An 18,900-nucleotide genomic window follows, 5' to 3' on the forward strand; every position below is an offset into this window, starting at 1 on the left:
TTAAGAAAGCTTCTCCTTGATTCATTTTAGAGCATCTCAAGCTGATAAAGGAACTTCCTCTCTTTAAATGAAGGGATATCCAGCTCCTGGCGGTACTTGGCAATAGACCTTCTCACCATCTGTATACCAAAACGTGCTTCAAGCATCTCATGGATCGCTTTGTCACTATAGGGTTTGTTTTTATCTTCACTCTGGATCAATCTTTGGATAAACTCTTTTAGCTCGGCTGTAGACACATTGCCTATAGCATTGGAAAAGAAGTCTTTAAAAGAGTAGATACCATGCTCTGTTTCCATATACTTTCCGCTTATCGCGCGGGAAATTGTAGACTCATTAAATCCAAGCTCTTCTGCAACATCCTGAAGTTTTAAAGGTTTTAGCGTCCCACCCATGAAAAACGAATACTGTTTTTCCAACAGTACCAGTGTAATGTTATAAAGCGTACTTTTTCTAAGGTCCAGGAGCTTGACCAGTTCTCGTGCTTCTTTAAATTTCTGTTTCGCAAAATTCTCATACTTATCGATCTGTGTCACCTTGAGATCCGGATAAAATGCATTGTTCATTTTTATGGTCAACTCATCTTCATCAAAATAGACAAAAAGGTCAGGCAAGATAGGCGGCTCACTCGGCATGTATTTGATAGCCGGCGGATTTTTGAGATGTTTCAGTATCTCTTTGGCCTCTGAAAACCTAGGATGGCTGATAAACTTTTCCAATGATTCAAACTGTATGATCATCGCACTGAGCAATAGGCTCATATCATCATCTAGATCAAACTCATTTAACTGAAACAAAAACGACTCTTTATAGTCTTTTGCCCCTACCCCGTAAGGCTGAAGATAAGCAAAACGCTGTCTGACCGATTCTACCTGTGCAGCAGGTACACCGCACTGTGTAGCGATCTCTTCAATATCTCCTTCAAAATACCCCTCATCACTGATATAAAATATGATCTGTTTAGCGATCTTCTGAGAGATCGGTGTAGGGAAAAGCGGTGCAGCGATCTGTTCATCCAGTTTTTCATAAAGTGACTGGGTTGATATACTCATCCATTCGATCTCATCACTCGATGCATTGGAGACATGATTTTGATAGGAAAGATATGCCTGATGTGTGCTGCTGGATGAACTTTCTGCTACTTCAAAGCCTGAACTTACTTCAAGACACGGATTTTCATTGGCGATATTCTGTATATGTTTTTCCAGGTCTGAAAGTGAACATTGCAGCAAAGGTAACCATGTCTGCATAGAAAGACGCGGTATTTGTTTTTGTTTGAGATTAAAGACTTGCTTTACTGCCATTTGTATCCTCTTGTATATAGTATATAAATTATTTTACATTCAATACTATGCATATTCTGTTCCAGACTGCACAAAAATGCATCTTTTGACAAAATAGAGGTAATCATCATTAAAAAGATTATGAAATCTCTTTAAAAATGACTACATCAAACTCCGGAAAATCCGGAGAAAGATTAGTACTTGATACGTACAAGCCCGTTTGGCTGTGTGATCTTCATCTGGCAAGCAAGACGTGCTTTAGGACTGCTCTCACCTATTGTTTTCATAACTGCTTTTTCTTTGTCAGTCATATCACTAAGATAGTCCATCCCCGATTCAATTAGTACTACACATGTTCCACATTCACCGTCACGGCACCCAAACGGTAGTGCAGAACCTGATGCTTCTACAATGTCTTGAATCGTTTTACCCGGTGTAACATTAATTGCCAAAAAATCATTAATGATCTCTACTCTAGTTGTCATTTGTTGTCTCCTTTTAAAATAGATAGATCTTTATATCTGCGGTGATATAAAAATCTTTGCTAATACACAAAACTTAGTCATCGCTTCCTTTGTTTTGAGATTGCTCTGCTGCTTTTTGAGCTGCTTTTTGAGCTGCTTTTTGAGCTGCTTTTTGAGCTGCTTTTTTGGCACGGTGTTCTCTCAACCATCTTAGTTCTTCTTCAACTTCATCATATCCGTCTACATCATCTATGGCCAATAGCTCTGCTTCACGGCATCCGTAAGTAGATCCTTCTTCTATAAAATGGACTTCATAGATACGTATCACCTGCAGCCAGTCTCCTATATGCGTAACATATCCTTCCGCACCGGGCTGGACCAAAATTGCATCAGGAGCATGAAAAGGGTTAGACCCGTCATTCCTGATAGGCTTTGTGATACGTACCCTTTGACCTAGATGAAATACCGGCAGTATCTCGTCTTTAGTTGAAGCTGATATTTGTTTGGCTTGTGCATGCGTGAACTCCATTGCTTACCTCCTCTATATCATTACATGTTGTTGAAGTAGAACAGGTACTACATGCACTAGGCTTGCCGAATGTATCCCAAACTTCGGCAGCTGATGGAGCATATCCGTTCTCAAAGTTCTTATAAACAGTGATCAAGGCAAATTTATAATAATCCAACAACTTCTCTTCACTACCGAGATCATGACCCTTTGCTTTCTCTATCATTTCACCGTATTTTTTCATGATATGAAAACGTTTTACATACACCAATCTCTCATCATAATCAAGATCAAAAAAGTCAAAATAATCTTCAGCATCCGTTAATGTCTGAAACTCTTGTAATACACCCATTGTAAATCCTTTTAACACACTATGCAATTTTTACTCTATAACAACTAGATAAAACCTATAATATTTTTATAAACTCCGACAATTTTGTCGCTAAATACCCATTTCACTTTTCAGCTGTTCAGCCCAAGTACTGATTCTCTCTTCAGTAAGATCTGCCTGGTTCACGTTATCGATTGCCAATCCACAGAACTTACCGTCTTTTTCAGCCCTTGAAAATTTATAGGTATACCCCTCAGTAGGCCAATATCCATATTCAGTGTCTGCACCGAGCTTACTGAAAACATCTTTCATTTTTCCCAAAGCACTGATAAACTCTTCGCCATGCGTATCCTGATCACCTGCTCCAAAGAAAGCTACTTTTTTGCCACTGAAATCAGGTTCTTCATTTTCCATTTCATACAAAGGATCGACCCAGTCGCGCTGAGGATCACCCTGCCCCCAGGTTGAAGAACCGATCAGTAATACATCAAACTCTTCAAATTGGCCAAGGTCATCGTAATCCTCTTCCATATTGATCAGTTCAGCTCCATCAAAAAGCTCTTCAAGCTGCTCAGCTGCTTCCTGTGTCACACCGCTGCTGCTACCTACGAAAATCCCAACATTTGCCATTTATGCCTCCTTACATGGTTTGTATTGTTGATAGATACTAAATGCTTTATCTAGAAGTTTTTGTCCATCTTCATAAAGCTTGTCAATTGTTCTGTATCCAAATCTATGTGCATCTTTGAAGTATTTGTCTACCAACACGATCTTGTCTGCAATGACGATACATCTTCCAAAGCCTTCATGGCTCATCTCCATGACAACATTACACATCACACCGGTTTTTCTTTCAAACTGAAGTGCAATAGCCTTATAGATCATCTTGATCTCTCCGATAAGCATCTCATCGATATCTGCGATGATAGGTATACTTTTCAGATCTTCTTTTGTCTTTACATATTTCTTAGTCAAAAGCTCTTCATCACTCATTTTTGACCAGTTTCCAAACTGATCGGTAGCTCTTAGCTGACGGATCAGCTCTTCAGTAAATGCATTGTGTTCTAATGTTGTATCAACCATAATTATTTTCCTTTATTTTTTAATAACGCTTTCAAAGCCAAGCTTCTTAAGCTGTGTTAACACTCTTTCTCTTTTGCTTTGTACAAATCTAATCTATAGCCCAGCGTGCCAATCTTGGATCTTCGACCGTTTCAATATTCATGATTCTTTTCACCCATGGCGGCGGGTTTGTGTTGATCATTTCTATCAGTTCTCCCAGTATCTCTTTAATCGATCTAGGTTCCGGCACTTTCATTGGATTTATTCCTGCACGGATCACTTTTGCAGCTGCAGTTCCTCCAATCGACTCACAATACATAATATTGATACCCTCAAGTGCTTTGACCTTGAAATCGGTCTTGTCATCACCTGCTAAATCGGATGTATCAGTCTTAATGACACCAGCTAGAGAAAATCCATCTTTGGAGACGTTATAGACTACAAACTCTTTAGCCCCACCAAAATGTGCGTTAATGACTTCAAGATCTTTGGTCGCAAACGCTACTTTCATGCTATTTTCCAATGTATCGTTACTCTCTACCGTTATCTTCGTTGATTCACCCATGATGCTTCACCTCTCGTAATTTATTTGCTATTTCTAAAAGGAAATATGTACTTCCTTCATAAAGCTGATCGTTCTTGAGCTGGTTTCCAAGTTCTTCATAGTTTGGGAACCCTCTCAATACCAATCCTGCATGGCTTTGCTCATCTATATGCAAGATTCGTTCCGCATGAAAATTACTGATGACCAGATCTGCATTTTTGAAGTGTACTTTCGCATCTTCCAGATCTCCAACAAAGACTTTTTTAGCCTCTATTTTTTCAAGTACAGGGCTATAAACTGTCGATACAACGGCTTCTATCGTCCCTCCGACACTTTGTATCAATTCAGTCATCCCTATACACATATCAGGTTCTCCGGTGATCACAAAACGTGATGAACCGATAAGAAAATGTGAATCCAGCATTACATCTTGCAGACGTCCTCTCCATCTTTTTACTGATGGTGAAGGCTCTATCTGTCTGATCTCCATCAAAGATGCTACAAAATTGTCGTTCATATCCTGTCCCATGAGATGATCAAAATGTATATGTCTTATTTTTGGGTTTTTTACCAGCAATGCTTCAGCAGCAATTCTCATTGAACTGCCGATACTGACCACTGTGGCACAGTTCCCAAGTACTTCTATCTCATCAATGCCGATACCGCCCTGTGCCAGCTTACCTTGCTGCTCACCGAAAAAACCGTCCATAGATGTAGAAAGATCAGGCAAGGCATAGGTCTCAAACCCGAAATTCTCACACATCTCTTTGATCTTTTCAACCTCAACAGGCTGCATACTTACATGAGGAAGCAGTAATAACTTGTTAGGTCTCACTTGATCATATGGTCTTGTATGCTGATCTATCAACGCCTTGGCAGTCAATGCCCATCCGCTCTCCATACCACCTTCATAATCAGGAGTATTGACATAACAGTAAGGTATCTCTATGTGCATACCTACACCGCGGACATCATCCCCTTTTGTTTCGGTCAGACCCGTCGTATGAAGTCCTATGATTTCCGGTTTGAACTTGTTTTTCTTTGTGATGTTTTCGATCGATAACAATATAGAATAATCCCCGCCATCGAGTACTGCAGTGATATCAGAAACCGAGGTGTTGTACATTGGGATCGGTTCATTAAAATGTCTGGTAAAAAATACCTTGGTATACGAAGCACATCCCTGTGAAGCATGCATCAAAGGCAGACAGTTTCGGATACCGTAAAATGCCAGTGCCGCACCCATCGGCTGTGAGTGTTTGATAGGATTGATCTGCAAGGGTTTGTGTTCGTGTTTGCTAAGCTCTATAGCGTAATTGACTTCCATTACTCTGCCTCCATTGATACAGTTTCCCATGGTGCTTTTTTACTAACATTGGCAAAAACAGGATTGTTAAATGCGGATTTGAGATCTTCAGCCAGGTTGAGCAGTCCTTCAAATCCTCCGTAACTTACCTTTTTCTCCTGGTTAACGTCGATAAATGAAATCTTCTTTTTGATCGCCGTATAGAGACTACGACCTCCGGCAAGCAAAATATGCGCACCTTTCTCATCGATCACTTTGGATTGCTCCGATGCCGGTGCCTTCATTAAAATACCATCAGGTCCCAGATACTCTTTGGCTTTTTCTATATCGTCTGCAGTAGATTTTCTGATAGAAGTCGCTACTACTTCAATGCCAAGGTCCTGTAGCCCTGAAGCAATAGACCAAGCTTTGTTTCCTCCGGTATTGAGTACGGCTTTTTTGCCAGCAAACATCTCCTTGTAAGGTTTCAGACGTGCTTCAAGCTTCTCCTCTTCTTCTGCCAATACTTCTTCGGCTTTAGCGATCAGTTTTTCATCGCCTAAAGCATTAACGATCTCACGGATCGCAAAGGCCGTATCACGCTTTCCGTAAAAAGAGACAGATATCCAAGGAATATCATACTGCTCTTTCATCTTTCTACACAGCGTGATAAGAGACTTGGCACAAACGATCACATTGAGCTTGGCACGGTGTGCTGTCCTTATACTTCCAACACGTCCATCTCCACTCATTGAACTGAGCACACGTATTCCGATCTTATCAAGAATCGGAAGATACTGCCACATATCTCCAGTTACGTTGTAGTCACCAATAAGGTTGATATCATAAGGAGTTGTGAACTCAGGTTCTTTGGTACCGATCAGATGTTCAAGCACTGCTTCACCTGCAAGCCTTGAACCAAGGTTCTTACCACCGACAAATCCTGGAGCATGTACAGGTACGATAGGTACACCGTGTTTCTCGCTCCCAAGCTTACAGGTCATATCGATATCATCTCCCACAAGCGCTGTCACACAGGTTGAGTAGACAAAGATCGCTTCAGGGGCATACTCTTTCATAATGAAGTCTATCGAATCAGCCAGTCTCTTGTCCCCGCCGAAAATAACATCATTGGTTCTGATACCCGTGGTAAATCCCATAACCGTATGATCACGTCCTTCATAGGAGCTCAAAGTCTCTCTTGTTTCCCAAGATGCTCCAAGACAGGTTTGCGGACCATGGACCAGATGTACCGCATCCGCATAAGGAAAGAGTGAGATCTGTGCACCGTCAAACGCACACCCTCCCGCAGCAAGCCCGGGTTTTGGCTTGTCACATCCTTCACCGGGTTTTTTATCTTTGCTGTGAGAGCAGGCACTCTCATTGAGCAACTCTTTTATCTTGGCTCTATTGACCATAAATACTCCTTTTGAGCGTAATATCCATAGTTATGCAATTTTTGTGCGAGAAGAGGGTTTTGGGGTATCAAATCCTATGAATTTCACTACTAATGTATTTAAAAAGGAAACGGAAAATCCTGTAGCTCAAGAAAATGTAACAAAAGCCGTTTCCAAAACAACCACTTATGCTATAATCCCTGTATGAAAAAACGCCTCGACCAACTCCTCTCAAGCCTAGGCTACTGCAGCCGTAAAGATGTCAGAAAACTCATTGCTATGGGTATCGTTACTGTTGAAGGAGAATCCCGTATCAAACCCGAGACCAAAGTGACGCATGAGATAGTGCGTTTCGACGGTGAGCCCCTTGATCCTCCGCAAGGAATGGTCATCTTGATGCATAAACCCGTCGGTGTGGTCTGCTCCCATGATGACGGCGAAGGAAAACTGGTCTATGATCTGCTCCCGAATAGATGGCGTCTTCGCTCACCCAAGCTCTCTACCGTAGGCAGGCTTGACAAAGAGACCAGCGGACTGCTGCTTATCACAGATGATGGCAAGCTTATCCATGCCCTCACCTCCCCCCGTAAAAAGGTTGCCAAACGCTACGAAGCGACTCTGGCACAACCACTGACGGGTGAAGAGAAAGCGCTTTTTGCTTCAGGTACATTGATGCTCAATGGTGAAAAAACCCCATGTCTTCCGGCACGGCTTGAAGAGGGCGACGGTATCCATGTAGCCTTGGAGATCACGGAGGGTCGTTACCACCAGGTACGCCGTATGTTTGCCGCGGCAGGCAACCATGTCAACGCGCTGCACCGCAGCCGCATGGGAACACTCGAGTTGGGAGAGCTTCAAGCTGGCGAGTTCAGGATTCTCTCCCCTGAAGAGATCGCACGCTGTTCTACGGAATCTGAATCATGAATAAAAACACCGATTTCAACGAAAAGTGTTACACTCTCCTCCGTCAAATTCCCAAAGGCAAAATCACTACCTATAAAGAGCTTGCTAGGGCGTTAGGATCCAAAGCATGGCGGGCAGTAGGCACTGCCTTGGCAAAAAACCCCGATCTCATCACAACACCCTGTCACCGTGTCATACGCAGTGACGGAAATATCGGTGAGTATGCTCTGGGCAGGGAGAAGAAGATAGAACTGCTCAAAAGTGAAGGTATCAAAATCACCAATGGAAAAATAGAAAACTTTGAGGAGTATTTCTATTCATTTCAACCCTAAAACATTTTTTGCACTATAGAGAATACTTCTACCCTACTATCGAACAATTTTTGCAAATATTTTTTTATGAAATATAATAAAATTGAACTTTACTGCACCCACTGTGACAAAAACTACACTATTACTAAAGAAGATCTGAACCTGATGGTACCTTTGTATCATCATTCTATTATTTGTGAAAATGATAGATACAGGTTTGAAAGCGGTTGTTTTTTCAAAGAGCTTGCAATACTTAAACGAAAACAAAAAACTATGCCTCTAGTCAGGTCTCAATACTCCTAAGGGAATAAAGAATGCATCTCTACTAAAAATTAGAAAGGAATAATCATGGAACATCACGTAATTATAGAAAAACTTTGCAGCTGCGCTAAAAGAGACGGTTTGAGTCAGGTCGTCACCTTTGATACAAAAGAGAGTGCTAAAAATGCAGCTGAAACACAACTTTCATTTATGGAAAGCAGTTTCTGTGGAAAACACAATTTTGACATCACCGAAGTGGATGACCATTATGTGATCGGTATGCTTGGCGGAGGATGCGGCTGCGGTACACAGCACATGCACTAAATTGCGACAAATCCTTACAAAATTGGCAGAATGTCAAAATTGTATCAACCAGCTTAGTCCATTATCATCGGTGAAAAAAAATCAAGTATAATGAGATGAAATCAATGAAGGGTTTTTCATGAAAAAAATCTATTTAGCCGGGCCTGATGTGTTTGAAAAAGATGCTTTAGATGTAGGTAAAATGCTTAAAGAACTTTGCAGTAACTTTGGATTTGAAGGGCTTTTCCCTTTGGATAATATCTTGGAAGCAGAGGAACCCCAAGCCTTGGCACGAGAGATCAGGCAGGCAAACCTGGCATTGATACAACAAGCTGATATCGTTATGGCAAACCTCAATCCTTTTAGGGGCCTTGAACCTGATTCGGGGACAGTCTATGAAGTAGGATTTGCCGAAGCATTGGGCAAACCGGTCTTTGGTTATGCCGAGGATCTTAGAACAATGAAAGAGCGCATTGTAGAGTCTCAAAAACTTTGTGATTCCGATATCTACTGCAAAGAAGGTAAACTCATAGAGGACTTTGAACTCTCTCATAACCTCATGCTCTCCCATACCTTAGTGGCTACCGATGCAAAAACATGTCTTATGGCGATCAAAGAGCATTTCAGTATAAATTAGACTGGACAGAACGGTTTTTCTGTATTTCCATAAAATTTTACATATCTTTTCTGACTAATGCTGTACTCTAAGAAACACGTCAAAATGACCAGTGATCATAATGTCATCCGGCTCTACAAGCACCCTGCCTGATACATCCAGCGAAACCACCACATCGACTAAAGCATCTTTGGTCTCATAAGATATAAAACCCTCTTCTTTTTTAAATTCATATTCACTGCCGCTTAGTACCTGCTCCATCAGCTGTCTGAATTCTGTTTCACTTTCAAAGGGCTGTTGTAGTCGTTGTTGCAGTTTGAGTAACGGTGTGTATATAATACTGCAAAGTAAATAGTCTTTTTTCGAGCGTGAGATACCATGGTTTTCAAATGTTATATCCAACTGACCTTGCAAAATTTTCAGTTCATCAAGTGTCATCTCTTTGGATTCATACGTCTCTTTGGCATTAACAAACCGGTCATACATAAAGGCTCCTTTGGTAATAAAGCAAATGCATTTTTCACTCTAAAACACTGCAAAATTATTTGAACCTGGTTTTGTATGGACTCCTTCATGGCTTTATGTTTTCTCATACTATGAGTATATAAATTGCATAAAAGTTATAAAAATACAATGAGGCAGCATGCAAGATAATTTACAACTCAATATTCCTCTTATGGACAAAATGCATGATGATTTTTTAGACCTTCTTAGCACTATAAAGTCTTGTAATGATTCAGAGTTCCTTCAACACTTTGAAGAGATCATCAACCATACCAAAGAGCATTTTGCATCAGAAGAGAGCATCATGACAGAACAAAACTTTTATGGAAGGCAGGAACATCTTGATGAACATATAAACCTTTTAAATGAGATGATATACTTTTATGAAAAGGCAAGAAAATTTCCTACATTTGGAAAACCATACATCAACGACTATGCTTATGAAAAGTTCAAAAGACATATTATCAATATAGACTCTCAATTTGCCATGTTTTTGAAAGAGCAAAATATATCATCCTAAAGGGATATCATGCAAGAAAAAAGCAACACAACTCTTATGCCATCTATCATTTACGGTACGGCATGGAAAAAAGAACAGACCACCAGACTTGTACTTGATGCGCTTGAAGCCGGATTCAGAGGGATTGATACCGCCTGTCAACCCAAACATTATAGTGAAGCGCTTGTAGGTGATGCCATCGTTCTTAGCGGCATTGATCGAAGAGACCTCTACATTCAAACCAAATTTACACCCGTTGAGGGACATGATCCAAACACCATCCCTTATGATAAAGACGCCTCGCTTTTTGAACAGGTGTTGCAATCGTTTGAGGTTTCAAAACAAAATCTAAAGAGTGACTATGTGGATGCGCTGATCCTGCACTCTCCTCTCTTTCCCTTTTCCAATCTTTTGGAGGTTTGGAGAGCTATGGAGAAGATCTATGAAACAGATGGGGCTAAAATGCTTGGGATCAGTAACTGCTATGATCTCTCTGTTTTAAAACGGCTTTACGATGAAGCAAGGATCAAACCATCCATAGTTCAAAACCGTTTTTATGAACAGAGTGACTATGACACAGAGTTACGACAGTGGTGTAAAGAGCATCATATCGCTTATGAGAGCTTCTGGAGCCTTACGGCCAATCCACATATCCTTAACAGCGATACCATCATTAAACTTGCTATAAAATACCGTAAAACACAACCACAGATCTTTTTTGCCTATCTGATCTCTCAAGGTATCACCCCGCTAAGCGGTACCACATCAAAAGAACATATGAGCGAAGACCTTGAAGCTAACAAAATAGTGCTTGAACGAGAAGAGATCGAACAGATAAGCAGTCTGCTTCGACATTGATCTTTTGCTAGTGCAAACCATTCACTTTTGAGCTTATGTTTTCTTTTATAGTTTTCATTATAAAACATCCCTATATAGAACATTTTATAAGGTTTTATATTCAAGGACACAGTTTTATAGCCCGCAAACGTCGCTATAGCGAATAACGTTATAAAATATGTTAGATTATAAGGTTTTACATATAAGCCATTTGGTTCTTGTTTAGTAAACGACAAATCATTAAATTTATACGTTTAGTAGAACATACGAAAAATCAAAACCGCTATTATAATCCATATACTGATTACAACAAAGGCAGCTGTTTTAGAACGAGGAAGAGATCTTAAAGTTGCTTGCTGGGCTTTGTTTTTACATTCACTCCAAATCTCCTCCGGTATCAGTTTTATGGCCAACGCTATTCCAAGTGGCAATAAAATGAAATCATCCAGATATCCAATGATAGGGATAAAATCAGGAATCAAATCTACGGGGCTTAGGGCATATGAAACCACTATTACCGCCATTATTTTGGCAACTATTGGAACATCTTTGTGATGATATGCCAAATATAGCGCATACAAGTAATGTTTCAGATGTTTAGCCCATGTTTTTAGTTTTTCAATCAAGTATAGTCCTTACTTTTTGATATCATACACAAATCTTTAGGATTACTGATACAAAAATTTAAACAATCTCGATAATTATTGTTGTATCTATTTTTCCTTTTCCAATACAACATTTCCTAATCCTGTTTTTACAGGATACCCTGCTTTTATCCATCCTTTTAGACCACCTTGAAGTGTTGTAGCATTTTTGTAGCCCATTTTTCTTAAGACTTGTGCTGCCAAAGCTCCACGTCCGCCTCTACGACAATATGTGACAATATATGCATCTTTATCAGGAATAATTGTATTAATTTCCCACTCCAAATTTCCACGCGTTACAGAAAGAAAATTCTCTTTGTCAAAGTCAGTAAACGGTATGCTCCCCTCTGCATATTGTTCAGTTTCACGCACATCTAAAACAATGACATCATCACCATTGTCAAGCATTGTTTTTAATTTTTTGGGTGTCACTTCACCGACTTCTTTTTTTGCCTGATTAATTAAATCCATTTTGCTTAATGGCTCAGCCATCAAACTACTTGAAGCGATAAGTGCCCATGCTAATAACAATTTTACTAAAGTGTTTTTCATCATATTGTCCTTTTTACAATTCTATAATAATATTACCCATAATGTATAAAAAGTATGTAAAAGGTATTTACAATATAATAATTTAACTAAATTGCCTATCCTGTAAAAAAGAGACACCTTTTTACCTAAGATGACTTTATCCATGATATTAACAATTTTATGATAATAGTAGTTCTTGGAAACTTTAGAATCAATATACTATGATTTTATTACTACCGTATATTGACATGAAATTCTGAACAGTCTTGAAACCTTATAAAATATATAACTTTATGAGGTTTTCAATTTTTTATTTCAGTAGCCAGCTACGCATACTTAGACTTCCATGCTCAAAACTTTCATAAATAAATTCACTTTTATCATCATTATAAGAGCTTCCTGCAATATAGAGCAATGGAATATAATGCTCTATGGTCGGATGGGCATTTTGTGCATAACGTTGTATATCTTGAAAATTTATTAGTGCATTATAATCTTGTTTTAATATCGAGTTTTTAATAAAATCATCAAATTCTTTTGCCCATGAAACTACTGGTGAATTTTTTTGCATACTAATATCTCCAAGATTATGTGTGACATTTCCGCTGCCGATGATCATCACACCTTGCTCACGTAGTCTTCTGATGGTTCTACCCATCTCAAAATGTTCTTTCATGGACAATCTGCTGTCGATGGAGAGCTGCATCACAGGGATATCGGCATAAGGAAATAGATGTATCAAAACACTCCATACCCCATGGTCTAGATTTCTCTCTTCTACATGCAAATTCGGGATCAGTTTCTGTAAATCAGATACCAAGAAGTCCGCATTTGGAGCAGGATACTCTACTTTATATAGTGCATCGGGAAATCCATACATATCATAGATGAGTTGATCACTCTTATGAAGACTTATAGCAGGATATGGCGTATTCCAATGTGCTGATATCATCAATATAGCTTTGGGCTTTTGCAATGATTCACCTAACGTTCTAAGTGATTTTGTAAACGTATTATCTGCTATGGCATTCATGGGGTTACCGTGTCCCACAAAAAAAGCAGGAGCTCTTTTTGTTTGGTTTGCGAAAATCGGCATGGTTAAGCCTCCTAATGTTAAAGCAAGCATCTTTAAAAAGTTTTTTCTTGTCATTTGATAGTACACATATGCTATTTAGCTAATATACCTTCTATTTCAATATTTATTTTCACTGTTTCACCAACAGCGACACCACCTGCTTCTATTACTTGATTCCAGTTCAAGCCAAAATCTTTTCTATTGATTTTACCTGACAGCGATAGACCTGTTCTACTGTTGCCCCATGGATCTTTGATCACCGTACCGCTGGTCTCTAGCTCCATTTTGACCTCTTTTGTAACACCGTGCATCGTTAGTTTCACTAAAGCGGTATCTCCTTCAACTTTATCAAGGGTTAGCTGCATAGATGGATACTTTGCGACATCAAAGAAATCTACACTTTTTAGATGCGCATCCCTTTTAGCATTATCAGTATCAATGGAGTTTACATCCACTTCGCCGTTCAATGATGTTAATGTTTTTGTTTCATCATCATAGTTAAATGTACCGCTGAACTTGTTAAACTGACCTGTAACATTGGATATCATCATATGCTTCACTTTAAAAGCAACATTTGAATGGTCAAGATCTACATTATAAGTCCCGGCAAATAGCGTTCCTACACTTAGCATTGAAGCAAATATTACTGTTGATAATTTCATTTTCTTTCCTTTTATATTACTAATTAGTAGTATTTAATTAAAAAAAAGTTACTGTGATTTCTGTAACTTTCTCAATAAATTAAATAGCGTTTCCATCTCTTCATCATTTAAAACATCAAAATAGCTTTCAAGGTTTTTGGCATGATCAGGAAACAACTGTTCGATAATATCTTTTCCCTTTTGGGTGATAGAAATTATTGAAGACCTTTTATCTTTTGGGTCAGGAATAGAAGTAACGAAACCATCTCTTTTTAGATTTTTTATTACTACAGTAATGTTTCCGGGCGTACCCATAGTCAGAGTGGTAATCGTACCAATACTCAGATCACCCCTGTGGTATAAAACTTCCAAAACTTGAAACTGGTTCATCGTTAAATCAAATGAATGAATATAAAGTGATTCTTTTGCTCTTATTTTATTAAAAGCTCTAAAAAGCTGTATCCAAGTTGACATAGCTTTATCAGTATTTGAACCATAACTTTTAAGTGCATTTATTTTCATATCAATTCTCCTTAATAACATAATACTACTAATTAGTAATATTGTCAAGACTATTTGTAATAAAGTAAAAAAGCATTTATTAAAAACCTTATAAAATATATAACTTTATAAAGTTTTAAGACAATAATCTCACGTTCTAATTATCTGTTTATTGCATAAATCAAACTATTCTTTATATAATTTTTATTAATAACCAGTTAAATTTTCATAGGAATTTGCATGTCTAGTATAAATGAACAGCTTAAATCACTATTCATGAGTATTGAATCGATACATCCAAACACGGTTTTTATGCAGATCCGCGAAAATGAATCTGTTTTCTGTTTTAAAAAAAATGATGTGACTTTTGTCACTATACCGGTTGGCTTTGAGCTCATCAGTTCCCGATACTTTAAACATACACCGCCTTCCTATGATGATATCGAATATGCCATCAATTATATCGAAGATGAGATCGAGAAAGTTGTGCCGCTAATTCCGATGAATGGACATCATTTGGTCACCAATACTTCTTTCATTCGAGAAATTGCACATCTTTGCTGTATTGAATACAAACATGAAATGAGCCTTCCTCGCAATGATCTTGAATATCTGTTTGGACAATACGCTGAAATCGCAATGGGCAGACCGCCTCGTCTGCATGAAACTGACATTTCTCAGAGATTCTATGCCCAGCTTTTGATCATTAGAGAATTTTTGCATCACCTAAAATATGAACAAATTACGGTGATTGATCAGGTGACCTTGAATTAGAAGGAGTTTTGGCTAAATAACCAGTCAGACAATAATAACGTTATAATGAAACCAATATATTCAAGGAGTGTAGGATGTATCTGATATTTGTGTCGAGTTTAAATGAAAATATGAAATTGGCCAATAGTATTAAACTCCAAATGGAAGAGAGCAATCAAGAAAGTGTGATCATTAATTTAGTTGACCTTGAACTGCCTATGTATGATAGTAGAAAAGAAGAGCGTGATGGTATTCCCAAGAAGATAGACGAATTGGTTGAATTAATGAAAAAAGCCGATGGATATATTTTTGTCGCTCCTGAATATAATTATTCTCTACCACCTGTTTTATCAAATTTTGTTGCCTGGGTATCCAGAACAGGAAAAGATTTCAGAGAAGTTTTTCAGATGAAAAAAATACAACTGGCTACCCACTCCGGCAGTGGCGGGAGTGATCTTATGAATGCTATGAGAACACAATTTACAAGACTTGGAGCTATGGTAATGCCAAGAGAGATCATTACTAATTTTAACAAGCCGTTAAAGGTAGAAAGCAGTGAAAAGATCTTGAAACAATTTATAGCCCAAACGGAGCTATAAGCTGTTTTTTTCTTCTTATTAATCTATGAAAACCTCATAAAATATATAACAGTATGAGGTTTTATCTGCTTTTTCATTGGTACTGACACTTTGTATGCTATTGATCCAGAAAATCTGTATCATTGAGTACAGTCACCTGTTCAAATGAATCATTTTCATCTTTAGGTACAGTAGAAAACCCCTCCATCGAACTGCAAGAAGGACACTTCCCTTCATTTAAAAGTGCAAGCTGGTCTATGGTGATCTTCTGGTCGCAGCTTTGACAATAAAAATAGGTTTCCATTATTACTCCTTTTTCTCTACTTAATGCAAATTTTGTTCTGACTAAGAATGCAAATTGCAGTATCAAAACCAAAATAGCATAAGGGTCTCTTTATGGAACAATCAACATTAACTTGGTTAGAAAACAATGACTACGCTATCGATGAGATAGACAAACAGGGAAACTACGGTAATACAGCCTTGATGAAAGCGGCACGAGAAGGGAATTCTGAAATATTTACTGATCTTCTGGAAGAAGGTGCCAATATACATCTTAAAAACATCGATGGCAATACCGCTCTTTGGCTTGCTTGTTTTGGAGAAAACATCGATATCATCAAAGTGCTTGTAGATGAAGGGATCGAAATAGATACGATCAATATCAACGGTGTTACCCCTTTGATGTATGCTGCATCCAGCGGTAAAGAAGAGATAGTTTCGCTTTTGGTAAATGCAGGCGCAGATGTTCGTATCAAAAACCCGGATGATTTTACGGCACTTGATCTTGCCGTCACACCCAAGATATTACGCATACTTAAAAACGCACGATAGTGCACCTCTAACATTAACTCGCACCATAATTGCATATTGACATACAACGTAAAAAAGAAAGGAATGCCATGAACCCCCATGATGCCAAAAGATCGTTAAGCTATCTATGTGAAAGAAAAGTCCCTGTATTTTTATGGGGACCTCCGGGTATCGGAAAGTCCTCTATCGTCTCACAGATCGCCAAAGAACAAGGGATCGGATACATCGACCTTCGTCTCTCACTGCTTGATCCGACAGATCTTCGCGGTATTCCTTTTTTTGACACAAAACAGGATACTGCGGTTTGGGCTCCGCCTTCATTTTTACCTGATGGCAGTCTGGAGAAAGGCATACTCTTTCTAGATGAGCTCAATACAGCAGCTCCTATGGTGCAAGCCTCCGCATACCAGTTGATCCTTGATAGAAAAATAGGTGAATACCATTTGCCCGAAGGCTGGTCGATCGTGGCTGCAGGTAACCGTGAAAGTGACCGGGGTGTTGTGTTTCGTATGGCATCTCCACTGGCAAACCGTTTTATTCACCTGGAGATGCATGCAGATGTTGAAGAGTGGCGTAAATGGGCGATGGATGCGGGTATTGATGTAACCATTATCTCATTTATATCACATCGTCCCGATGCACTGTTTGCATTCAATACACAAGATGACAGCAGATCTTTTGCCACGCCTCGTACCTGGGAGTATGTCAATGAGGTCATCGCTTCCAACCCTGATGATGATCTTATCATGCCGCTTGTCTCAGGTGCTATCGGAGAAGAACTGGCAGCATCATTTCTAGGCTTCAGGGCTGTTGCGGGGAAACTGCCTGATATCGATGCTATTTTGGAAGGGGAAACTGCAGAGGTTCCGACAGAAGCTTCTGCACTGCATGTACTTTGTACAGCCCTTTCAATGCGTATTGATGACTATACCAGTACCAAAAAACTCAATAACCTTCTGATGTATTCTCTGAATCTTCCCGGAGAGTTTGCCGTAATGATCGTGCAAGACCTTAGAGAACGTAATATAGAGCTGGACCATGTGGATAGCTGGATGCTGTGGATGCGTAAATTCAATACCCTGTTACACTAATGAGCACAGAAAAACTACTACTCAAAGCCAAAAGCCAGCTAACGCTCAAGCATCCCTATTTTGGTATGCTTGCTTCAAGACTCAAACATGAAAGCAGTGACACTATCAGGGGATATGCCAGCAACGGGGTACGATTTTTATATAATCCCGAATTTATCTCCAAACGCAGTATCGATGAAGTGATGTTCATACTGACAAATTGTGTGATGCACCATATACTTGCACACCAACAGCGCCGTCTTAATCGTAAGGGCTCACTATGGCAGCTTGCCACTGACTATGCGATCAACAACATGCTCCATCAAAACGGTCTGCATATTCCTCAAGGTGCCAACTTCAATGAAGAGTATCAAGGAATGTACGCCGAAGAGATCTATGATCTGATCAAAGAAGCCTACTTCGGTGAGATCGATGATGCTTTTAACAGTGACAATAACGGACCAAATGATAACCTTCTAGCACCAGATAACGCCAATGATGAACAAAATTGTAATGAAAGCGGTGACTTCTCAAACCTTAACAATATAGAAGATGACCTTGATAGCCAAACAGAATCTGAGTGGCAGTATGCAGCATCCATCTCACAGGAGCTGGCACAGCGTAAAAGTGCTATGCCATCAGGGCTTGACCGTTTGGCAAAAAAAATGCAAGCCCATGATATAGACTGGCGTTTTGAGCTTTATAATGCTATCAACCGTCATATGCGTAATAACTATGCTTTCATGCCCCCCAATAAAAAACATATTCACCGGGGCTTTATCCTGCCATCACTGACCAGCGATACCTTAAGTCTATGTGTAGCGATAGATACATCAGGATCTATCAATGATGAACTACTGGGTATTTTTATGGAAGAGTTTAAAACGATCATGCAAAACTTCCCTGCTGTACAGATAGAGCTTATCATCGCTGATGCAAAAGTACATGCCCACTATACTTTCCAGGGAGGTGAAAAGATGGACTTTCCGCTCAAAGGAGGCGGTGGTACGGATTATCGACCTGTGTTTGACTATATCGATTCACAGTTACCTTTGACAACCATGCTGCTCTACTTTACCGATGGCGACGGATGGTATCCAAAACGTATGCCTTCTTATGAAGTTCTATGGGCACTTTCCAGACCTCATAAGGTACCCTTTGGAAGACCTTTGATGATCTTATAAATGAT

At 39.3% G+C, this 18,900-nt stretch carries 27 protein-coding genes; 11 read left to right on the forward strand and 16 right to left on the reverse strand.

The genetic code is table 11. The features are described from left to right. Positions 1-26: 26 nt before the first annotated feature. The 9 genes from rpoN to nifE all read right to left on the reverse strand — a co-directional run bounded on the left by rpoN (position 27) and on the right by nifE (position 6,892). Positions 27-1,301: an RNA polymerase factor sigma-54 gene (gene rpoN, locus PGH07_RS01405; protein WP_289412105.1), complete on the reverse strand. Its 1,275-nt coding sequence runs from the start codon at positions 1,299-1,301 to the stop codon at positions 27-29. Positions 1,302-1,474: 173 nt separating this feature from the next. After that, entirely contained in the window at positions 1,475-1,765 is a 291-nt protein-coding gene (locus tag PGH07_RS01410; RefSeq protein WP_289412106.1) for a 2Fe-2S iron-sulfur cluster-binding protein, read from the reverse strand. A 73-nt stretch (positions 1,766-1,838) separates the two neighbouring features. Next, positions 1,839-2,273 (reverse strand): nitrogen fixation protein NifZ, encoded by a 435-nt coding sequence (locus PGH07_RS01415; RefSeq protein WP_289412107.1) that lies wholly within the window; start codon positions 2,271-2,273, stop codon positions 1,839-1,841. Further along, on the reverse strand, positions 2,227-2,604 hold the full coding sequence (locus tag PGH07_RS01420) for a nitrogenase-stabilizing/protective protein NifW (protein ID WP_289412108.1): 378 nt from the start codon (positions 2,602-2,604) through the stop codon (positions 2,227-2,229). Before PGH07_RS01420 ends, PGH07_RS01415 begins: the two co-directional genes overlap by 47 nt. Before the next feature lie 90 nt (positions 2,605-2,694). After that, the gene (locus PGH07_RS01425) at positions 2,695-3,213 is read right to left on the reverse strand and encodes a flavodoxin (protein ID WP_289412109.1); all 519 of its coding nucleotides are present in this window, start codon (positions 3,211-3,213) and stop codon (positions 2,695-2,697) included. After that, the gene (locus PGH07_RS01430) at positions 3,214-3,666 is read right to left on the reverse strand and encodes a NifX-associated nitrogen fixation protein (protein ID WP_289412110.1); all 453 of its coding nucleotides are present in this window, start codon (positions 3,664-3,666) and stop codon (positions 3,214-3,216) included. Between the two features lie 88 nt (positions 3,667-3,754). Beyond that, entirely contained in the window at positions 3,755-4,210 is a 456-nt protein-coding gene (gene nifX, locus PGH07_RS01435) for a nitrogen fixation protein NifX (RefSeq protein WP_289412111.1), read from the reverse strand. Further along, a complete protein-coding gene (gene nifN / locus PGH07_RS01440; protein WP_289412112.1) occupies positions 4,203-5,516 on the reverse strand; it encodes a nitrogenase iron-molybdenum cofactor biosynthesis protein NifN in 1,314 nt (437 codons plus the stop codon). Before nifN ends, nifX begins: the two co-directional genes overlap by 8 nt. Then, positions 5,516-6,892 carry a nitrogenase iron-molybdenum cofactor biosynthesis protein NifE gene (gene nifE / locus PGH07_RS01445; RefSeq protein WP_289412113.1) on the reverse strand — a complete coding sequence of 459 codons (1,377 nt, stop codon included), beginning with the start codon at positions 6,890-6,892 and terminating at the stop codon, positions 5,516-5,518. The genes nifN and nifE overlap by 1 nt, the downstream gene beginning before the upstream one ends. A gap of 183 nt (positions 6,893-7,075) precedes the next feature. Here nifE and PGH07_RS01450 point away from each other — a divergent pair, with 183 nt between their 5' ends. From PGH07_RS01450 to PGH07_RS01465, 4 genes are all read left to right on the forward strand, one after another. Next, positions 7,076-7,795 carry a pseudouridine synthase gene (locus tag PGH07_RS01450; protein ID WP_289412114.1) on the forward strand — a complete coding sequence of 240 codons (720 nt, stop codon included), beginning with the start codon at positions 7,076-7,078 and terminating at the stop codon, positions 7,793-7,795. Then, on the forward strand, positions 7,792-8,106 hold the full coding sequence (locus tag PGH07_RS01455; protein ID WP_289412115.1) for an MGMT family protein: 315 nt from the start codon (positions 7,792-7,794) through the stop codon (positions 8,104-8,106). The genes PGH07_RS01450 and PGH07_RS01455 overlap by 4 nt, the downstream gene beginning before the upstream one ends. Before the next feature lie 327 nt (positions 8,107-8,433). Then, complete coding sequence (locus PGH07_RS01460; RefSeq protein WP_289412116.1) at positions 8,434-8,670, forward strand: hypothetical protein; 237 nt, start codon at positions 8,434-8,436, stop codon at positions 8,668-8,670. Positions 8,671-8,788: 118 nt separating this feature from the next. Continuing rightward, entirely contained in the window at positions 8,789-9,286 is a 498-nt protein-coding gene (locus tag PGH07_RS01465; RefSeq protein ID WP_289412117.1) for a nucleoside 2-deoxyribosyltransferase, read from the forward strand. 54 nt (positions 9,287-9,340) lie between these two features. On the opposite strand, the gene PGH07_RS01470 is transcribed toward PGH07_RS01465, so the two are convergent. Continuing rightward, positions 9,341-9,751 (reverse strand): hypothetical protein, encoded by a 411-nt coding sequence (locus PGH07_RS01470; RefSeq protein ID WP_289412118.1) that lies wholly within the window; start codon positions 9,749-9,751, stop codon positions 9,341-9,343. 157 nt (positions 9,752-9,908) lie between these two features. Between PGH07_RS01470 and PGH07_RS01475 the strand changes: the two genes are divergently transcribed. Together PGH07_RS01475 and PGH07_RS01480 are read left to right on the forward strand one after the other, a co-directional pair. Beyond that, the gene (locus tag PGH07_RS01475; protein ID WP_289412119.1) at positions 9,909-10,289 is read left to right on the forward strand and encodes a bacteriohemerythrin; all 381 of its coding nucleotides are present in this window, start codon (positions 9,909-9,911) and stop codon (positions 10,287-10,289) included. Positions 10,290-10,298: 9 nt separating this feature from the next. Further along, positions 10,299-11,126, forward strand: coding sequence for an aldo/keto reductase family protein (locus PGH07_RS01480; RefSeq protein WP_289412120.1), 828 nt, complete (start codon positions 10,299-10,301; stop codon positions 11,124-11,126). A gap of 233 nt (positions 11,127-11,359) precedes the next feature. On the opposite strand, the gene PGH07_RS01485 is transcribed toward PGH07_RS01480, so the two are convergent. From PGH07_RS01485 to PGH07_RS01505, 5 genes are all read right to left on the reverse strand, one after another. Next, on the reverse strand, positions 11,360-11,731 hold the full coding sequence (locus PGH07_RS01485; protein ID WP_289412121.1) for a YkvA family protein: 372 nt from the start codon (positions 11,729-11,731) through the stop codon (positions 11,360-11,362). Between the two features lie 87 nt (positions 11,732-11,818). After that, positions 11,819-12,301, reverse strand: coding sequence for a rhodanese-like domain-containing protein (locus PGH07_RS01490; RefSeq protein WP_289412122.1), 483 nt, complete (start codon positions 12,299-12,301; stop codon positions 11,819-11,821). 289 nt (positions 12,302-12,590) lie between these two features. Further along, positions 12,591-13,376, reverse strand: a complete 786-nt coding sequence (gene ygiD / locus PGH07_RS01495; RefSeq protein ID WP_289412123.1) for a 4,5-DOPA-extradiol-dioxygenase — start codon at positions 13,374-13,376, stop codon at positions 12,591-12,593. Positions 13,377-13,447: 71 nt separating this feature from the next. After that, complete coding sequence (locus PGH07_RS01500) at positions 13,448-14,017, reverse strand: YceI family protein (RefSeq protein WP_289412124.1); 570 nt, start codon at positions 14,015-14,017, stop codon at positions 13,448-13,450. A 48-nt stretch (positions 14,018-14,065) separates the two neighbouring features. Beyond that, positions 14,066-14,518: a MarR family winged helix-turn-helix transcriptional regulator gene (locus PGH07_RS01505; RefSeq protein WP_289412125.1), complete on the reverse strand. Its 453-nt coding sequence runs from the start codon at positions 14,516-14,518 to the stop codon at positions 14,066-14,068. 219 nt (positions 14,519-14,737) lie between these two features. On the opposite strand from PGH07_RS01505, the gene PGH07_RS01510 reads away from it, so the two are divergent. Both PGH07_RS01510 and PGH07_RS01515 read left to right on the forward strand, forming a co-directional pair. Beyond that, a complete protein-coding gene (locus PGH07_RS01510) occupies positions 14,738-15,271 on the forward strand; it encodes a hypothetical protein (protein WP_289412126.1) in 534 nt (177 codons plus the stop codon). 74 nt (positions 15,272-15,345) lie between these two features. Continuing rightward, complete coding sequence (locus tag PGH07_RS01515) at positions 15,346-15,849, forward strand: NADPH-dependent FMN reductase (RefSeq protein ID WP_289412127.1); 504 nt, start codon at positions 15,346-15,348, stop codon at positions 15,847-15,849. 97 nt (positions 15,850-15,946) lie between these two features. Here PGH07_RS01515 and PGH07_RS01520 read toward each other — a convergent pair whose 3' ends face one another. Then, entirely contained in the window at positions 15,947-16,132 is a 186-nt protein-coding gene (locus tag PGH07_RS01520) for a hypothetical protein (protein WP_289412128.1), read from the reverse strand. 92 nt (positions 16,133-16,224) lie between these two features. On the opposite strand from PGH07_RS01520, the gene PGH07_RS01525 reads away from it, so the two are divergent. From PGH07_RS01525 to PGH07_RS01535, 3 genes are all read left to right on the forward strand, one after another. Continuing rightward, the gene (locus PGH07_RS01525) at positions 16,225-16,662 is read left to right on the forward strand and encodes an ankyrin repeat domain-containing protein (RefSeq protein WP_289412129.1); all 438 of its coding nucleotides are present in this window, start codon (positions 16,225-16,227) and stop codon (positions 16,660-16,662) included. Positions 16,663-16,730: 68 nt separating this feature from the next. Continuing rightward, positions 16,731-17,732, forward strand: coding sequence for an AAA family ATPase (locus PGH07_RS01530; protein ID WP_289412130.1), 1,002 nt, complete (start codon positions 16,731-16,733; stop codon positions 17,730-17,732). Next, positions 17,732-18,895 (forward strand): vWA domain-containing protein, encoded by a 1,164-nt coding sequence (locus tag PGH07_RS01535; protein ID WP_289412131.1) that lies wholly within the window; start codon positions 17,732-17,734, stop codon positions 18,893-18,895. The genes PGH07_RS01530 and PGH07_RS01535 overlap by 1 nt, the downstream gene beginning before the upstream one ends. The last annotated feature ends 5 nt before the right edge of the window (positions 18,896-18,900 follow it).

It is taken from the genome of Sulfurovum zhangzhouensis (assembly GCF_030347965.1).
Lineage (GTDB): Bacteria > Campylobacterota > Campylobacteria > Campylobacterales > Sulfurovaceae > Sulfurovum > Sulfurovum zhangzhouensis.

What these genes read in the sequence shown, in the direction of transcription:
- rpoN (WP_289412105.1), bottom strand. Translation starts at nt 1,301, where the DNA reads ATGGCAGTAAAGCAAGTCTTTAATCTCAAACAAAAACAAATACCGCGT.
- PGH07_RS01410 (WP_289412106.1), bottom strand. Translation starts at nt 1,765, where the DNA reads ATGACAACTAGAGTAGAGATCATTAATGATTTTTTGGCAATTAATGTT.
- PGH07_RS01415 (WP_289412107.1), bottom strand. Translation starts at nt 2,273, where the DNA reads ATGGAGTTCACGCATGCACAAGCCAAACAAATATCAGCTTCAACTAAA.
- PGH07_RS01420 (WP_289412108.1), bottom strand. Translation starts at nt 2,604, where the DNA reads ATGGGTGTATTACAAGAGTTTCAGACATTAACGGATGCTGAAGATTAT.
- PGH07_RS01425 (WP_289412109.1), bottom strand. Translation starts at nt 3,213, where the DNA reads ATGGCAAATGTTGGGATTTTCGTAGGTAGCAGCAGCGGTGTGACACAG.
- PGH07_RS01430 (WP_289412110.1), bottom strand. Translation starts at nt 3,666, where the DNA reads ATGGTTGATACAACATTAGAACACAATGCATTTACTGAAGAGCTGATC.
- nifX (WP_289412111.1), bottom strand. Translation starts at nt 4,210, where the DNA reads ATGGGTGAATCAACGAAGATAACGGTAGAGAGTAACGATACATTGGAA.
- nifN (WP_289412112.1), bottom strand. Translation starts at nt 5,516, where the DNA reads ATGGAAGTCAATTACGCTATAGAGCTTAGCAAACACGAACACAAACCC.
- nifE (WP_289412113.1), bottom strand. Translation starts at nt 6,892, where the DNA reads ATGGTCAATAGAGCCAAGATAAAAGAGTTGCTCAATGAGAGTGCCTGC.
- PGH07_RS01450 (WP_289412114.1), top strand. Translation starts at nt 7,076, where the DNA reads ATGAAAAAACGCCTCGACCAACTCCTCTCAAGCCTAGGCTACTGCAGC.
- PGH07_RS01455 (WP_289412115.1), top strand. Translation starts at nt 7,792, where the DNA reads ATGAATAAAAACACCGATTTCAACGAAAAGTGTTACACTCTCCTCCGT.
- PGH07_RS01460 (WP_289412116.1), top strand. Translation starts at nt 8,434, where the DNA reads ATGGAACATCACGTAATTATAGAAAAACTTTGCAGCTGCGCTAAAAGA.
- PGH07_RS01465 (WP_289412117.1), top strand. Translation starts at nt 8,789, where the DNA reads ATGAAAAAAATCTATTTAGCCGGGCCTGATGTGTTTGAAAAAGATGCT.
- PGH07_RS01470 (WP_289412118.1), bottom strand. Translation starts at nt 9,751, where the DNA reads ATGTATGACCGGTTTGTTAATGCCAAAGAGACGTATGAATCCAAAGAG.
- PGH07_RS01475 (WP_289412119.1), top strand. Translation starts at nt 9,909, where the DNA reads ATGCAAGATAATTTACAACTCAATATTCCTCTTATGGACAAAATGCAT.
- PGH07_RS01480 (WP_289412120.1), top strand. Translation starts at nt 10,299, where the DNA reads ATGCAAGAAAAAAGCAACACAACTCTTATGCCATCTATCATTTACGGT.
- PGH07_RS01490 (WP_289412122.1), bottom strand. Translation starts at nt 12,301, where the DNA reads ATGAAAAACACTTTAGTAAAATTGTTATTAGCATGGGCACTTATCGCT.
- ygiD (WP_289412123.1), bottom strand. Translation starts at nt 13,376, where the DNA reads ATGCCGATTTTCGCAAACCAAACAAAAAGAGCTCCTGCTTTTTTTGTG.
- PGH07_RS01500 (WP_289412124.1), bottom strand. Translation starts at nt 14,017, where the DNA reads ATGAAATTATCAACAGTAATATTTGCTTCAATGCTAAGTGTAGGAACG.
- PGH07_RS01505 (WP_289412125.1), bottom strand. Translation starts at nt 14,518, where the DNA reads ATGAAAATAAATGCACTTAAAAGTTATGGTTCAAATACTGATAAAGCT.
- PGH07_RS01510 (WP_289412126.1), top strand. Translation starts at nt 14,738, where the DNA reads ATGTCTAGTATAAATGAACAGCTTAAATCACTATTCATGAGTATTGAA.
- PGH07_RS01515 (WP_289412127.1), top strand. Translation starts at nt 15,346, where the DNA reads ATGTATCTGATATTTGTGTCGAGTTTAAATGAAAATATGAAATTGGCC.
- PGH07_RS01520 (WP_289412128.1), bottom strand. Translation starts at nt 16,132, where the DNA reads ATGGAAACCTATTTTTATTGTCAAAGCTGCGACCAGAAGATCACCATA.
- PGH07_RS01525 (WP_289412129.1), top strand. Translation starts at nt 16,225, where the DNA reads ATGGAACAATCAACATTAACTTGGTTAGAAAACAATGACTACGCTATC.
- PGH07_RS01530 (WP_289412130.1), top strand. Translation starts at nt 16,731, where the DNA reads ATGAACCCCCATGATGCCAAAAGATCGTTAAGCTATCTATGTGAAAGA.
- PGH07_RS01535 (WP_289412131.1), top strand. Translation starts at nt 17,732, where the DNA reads ATGAGCACAGAAAAACTACTACTCAAAGCCAAAAGCCAGCTAACGCTC.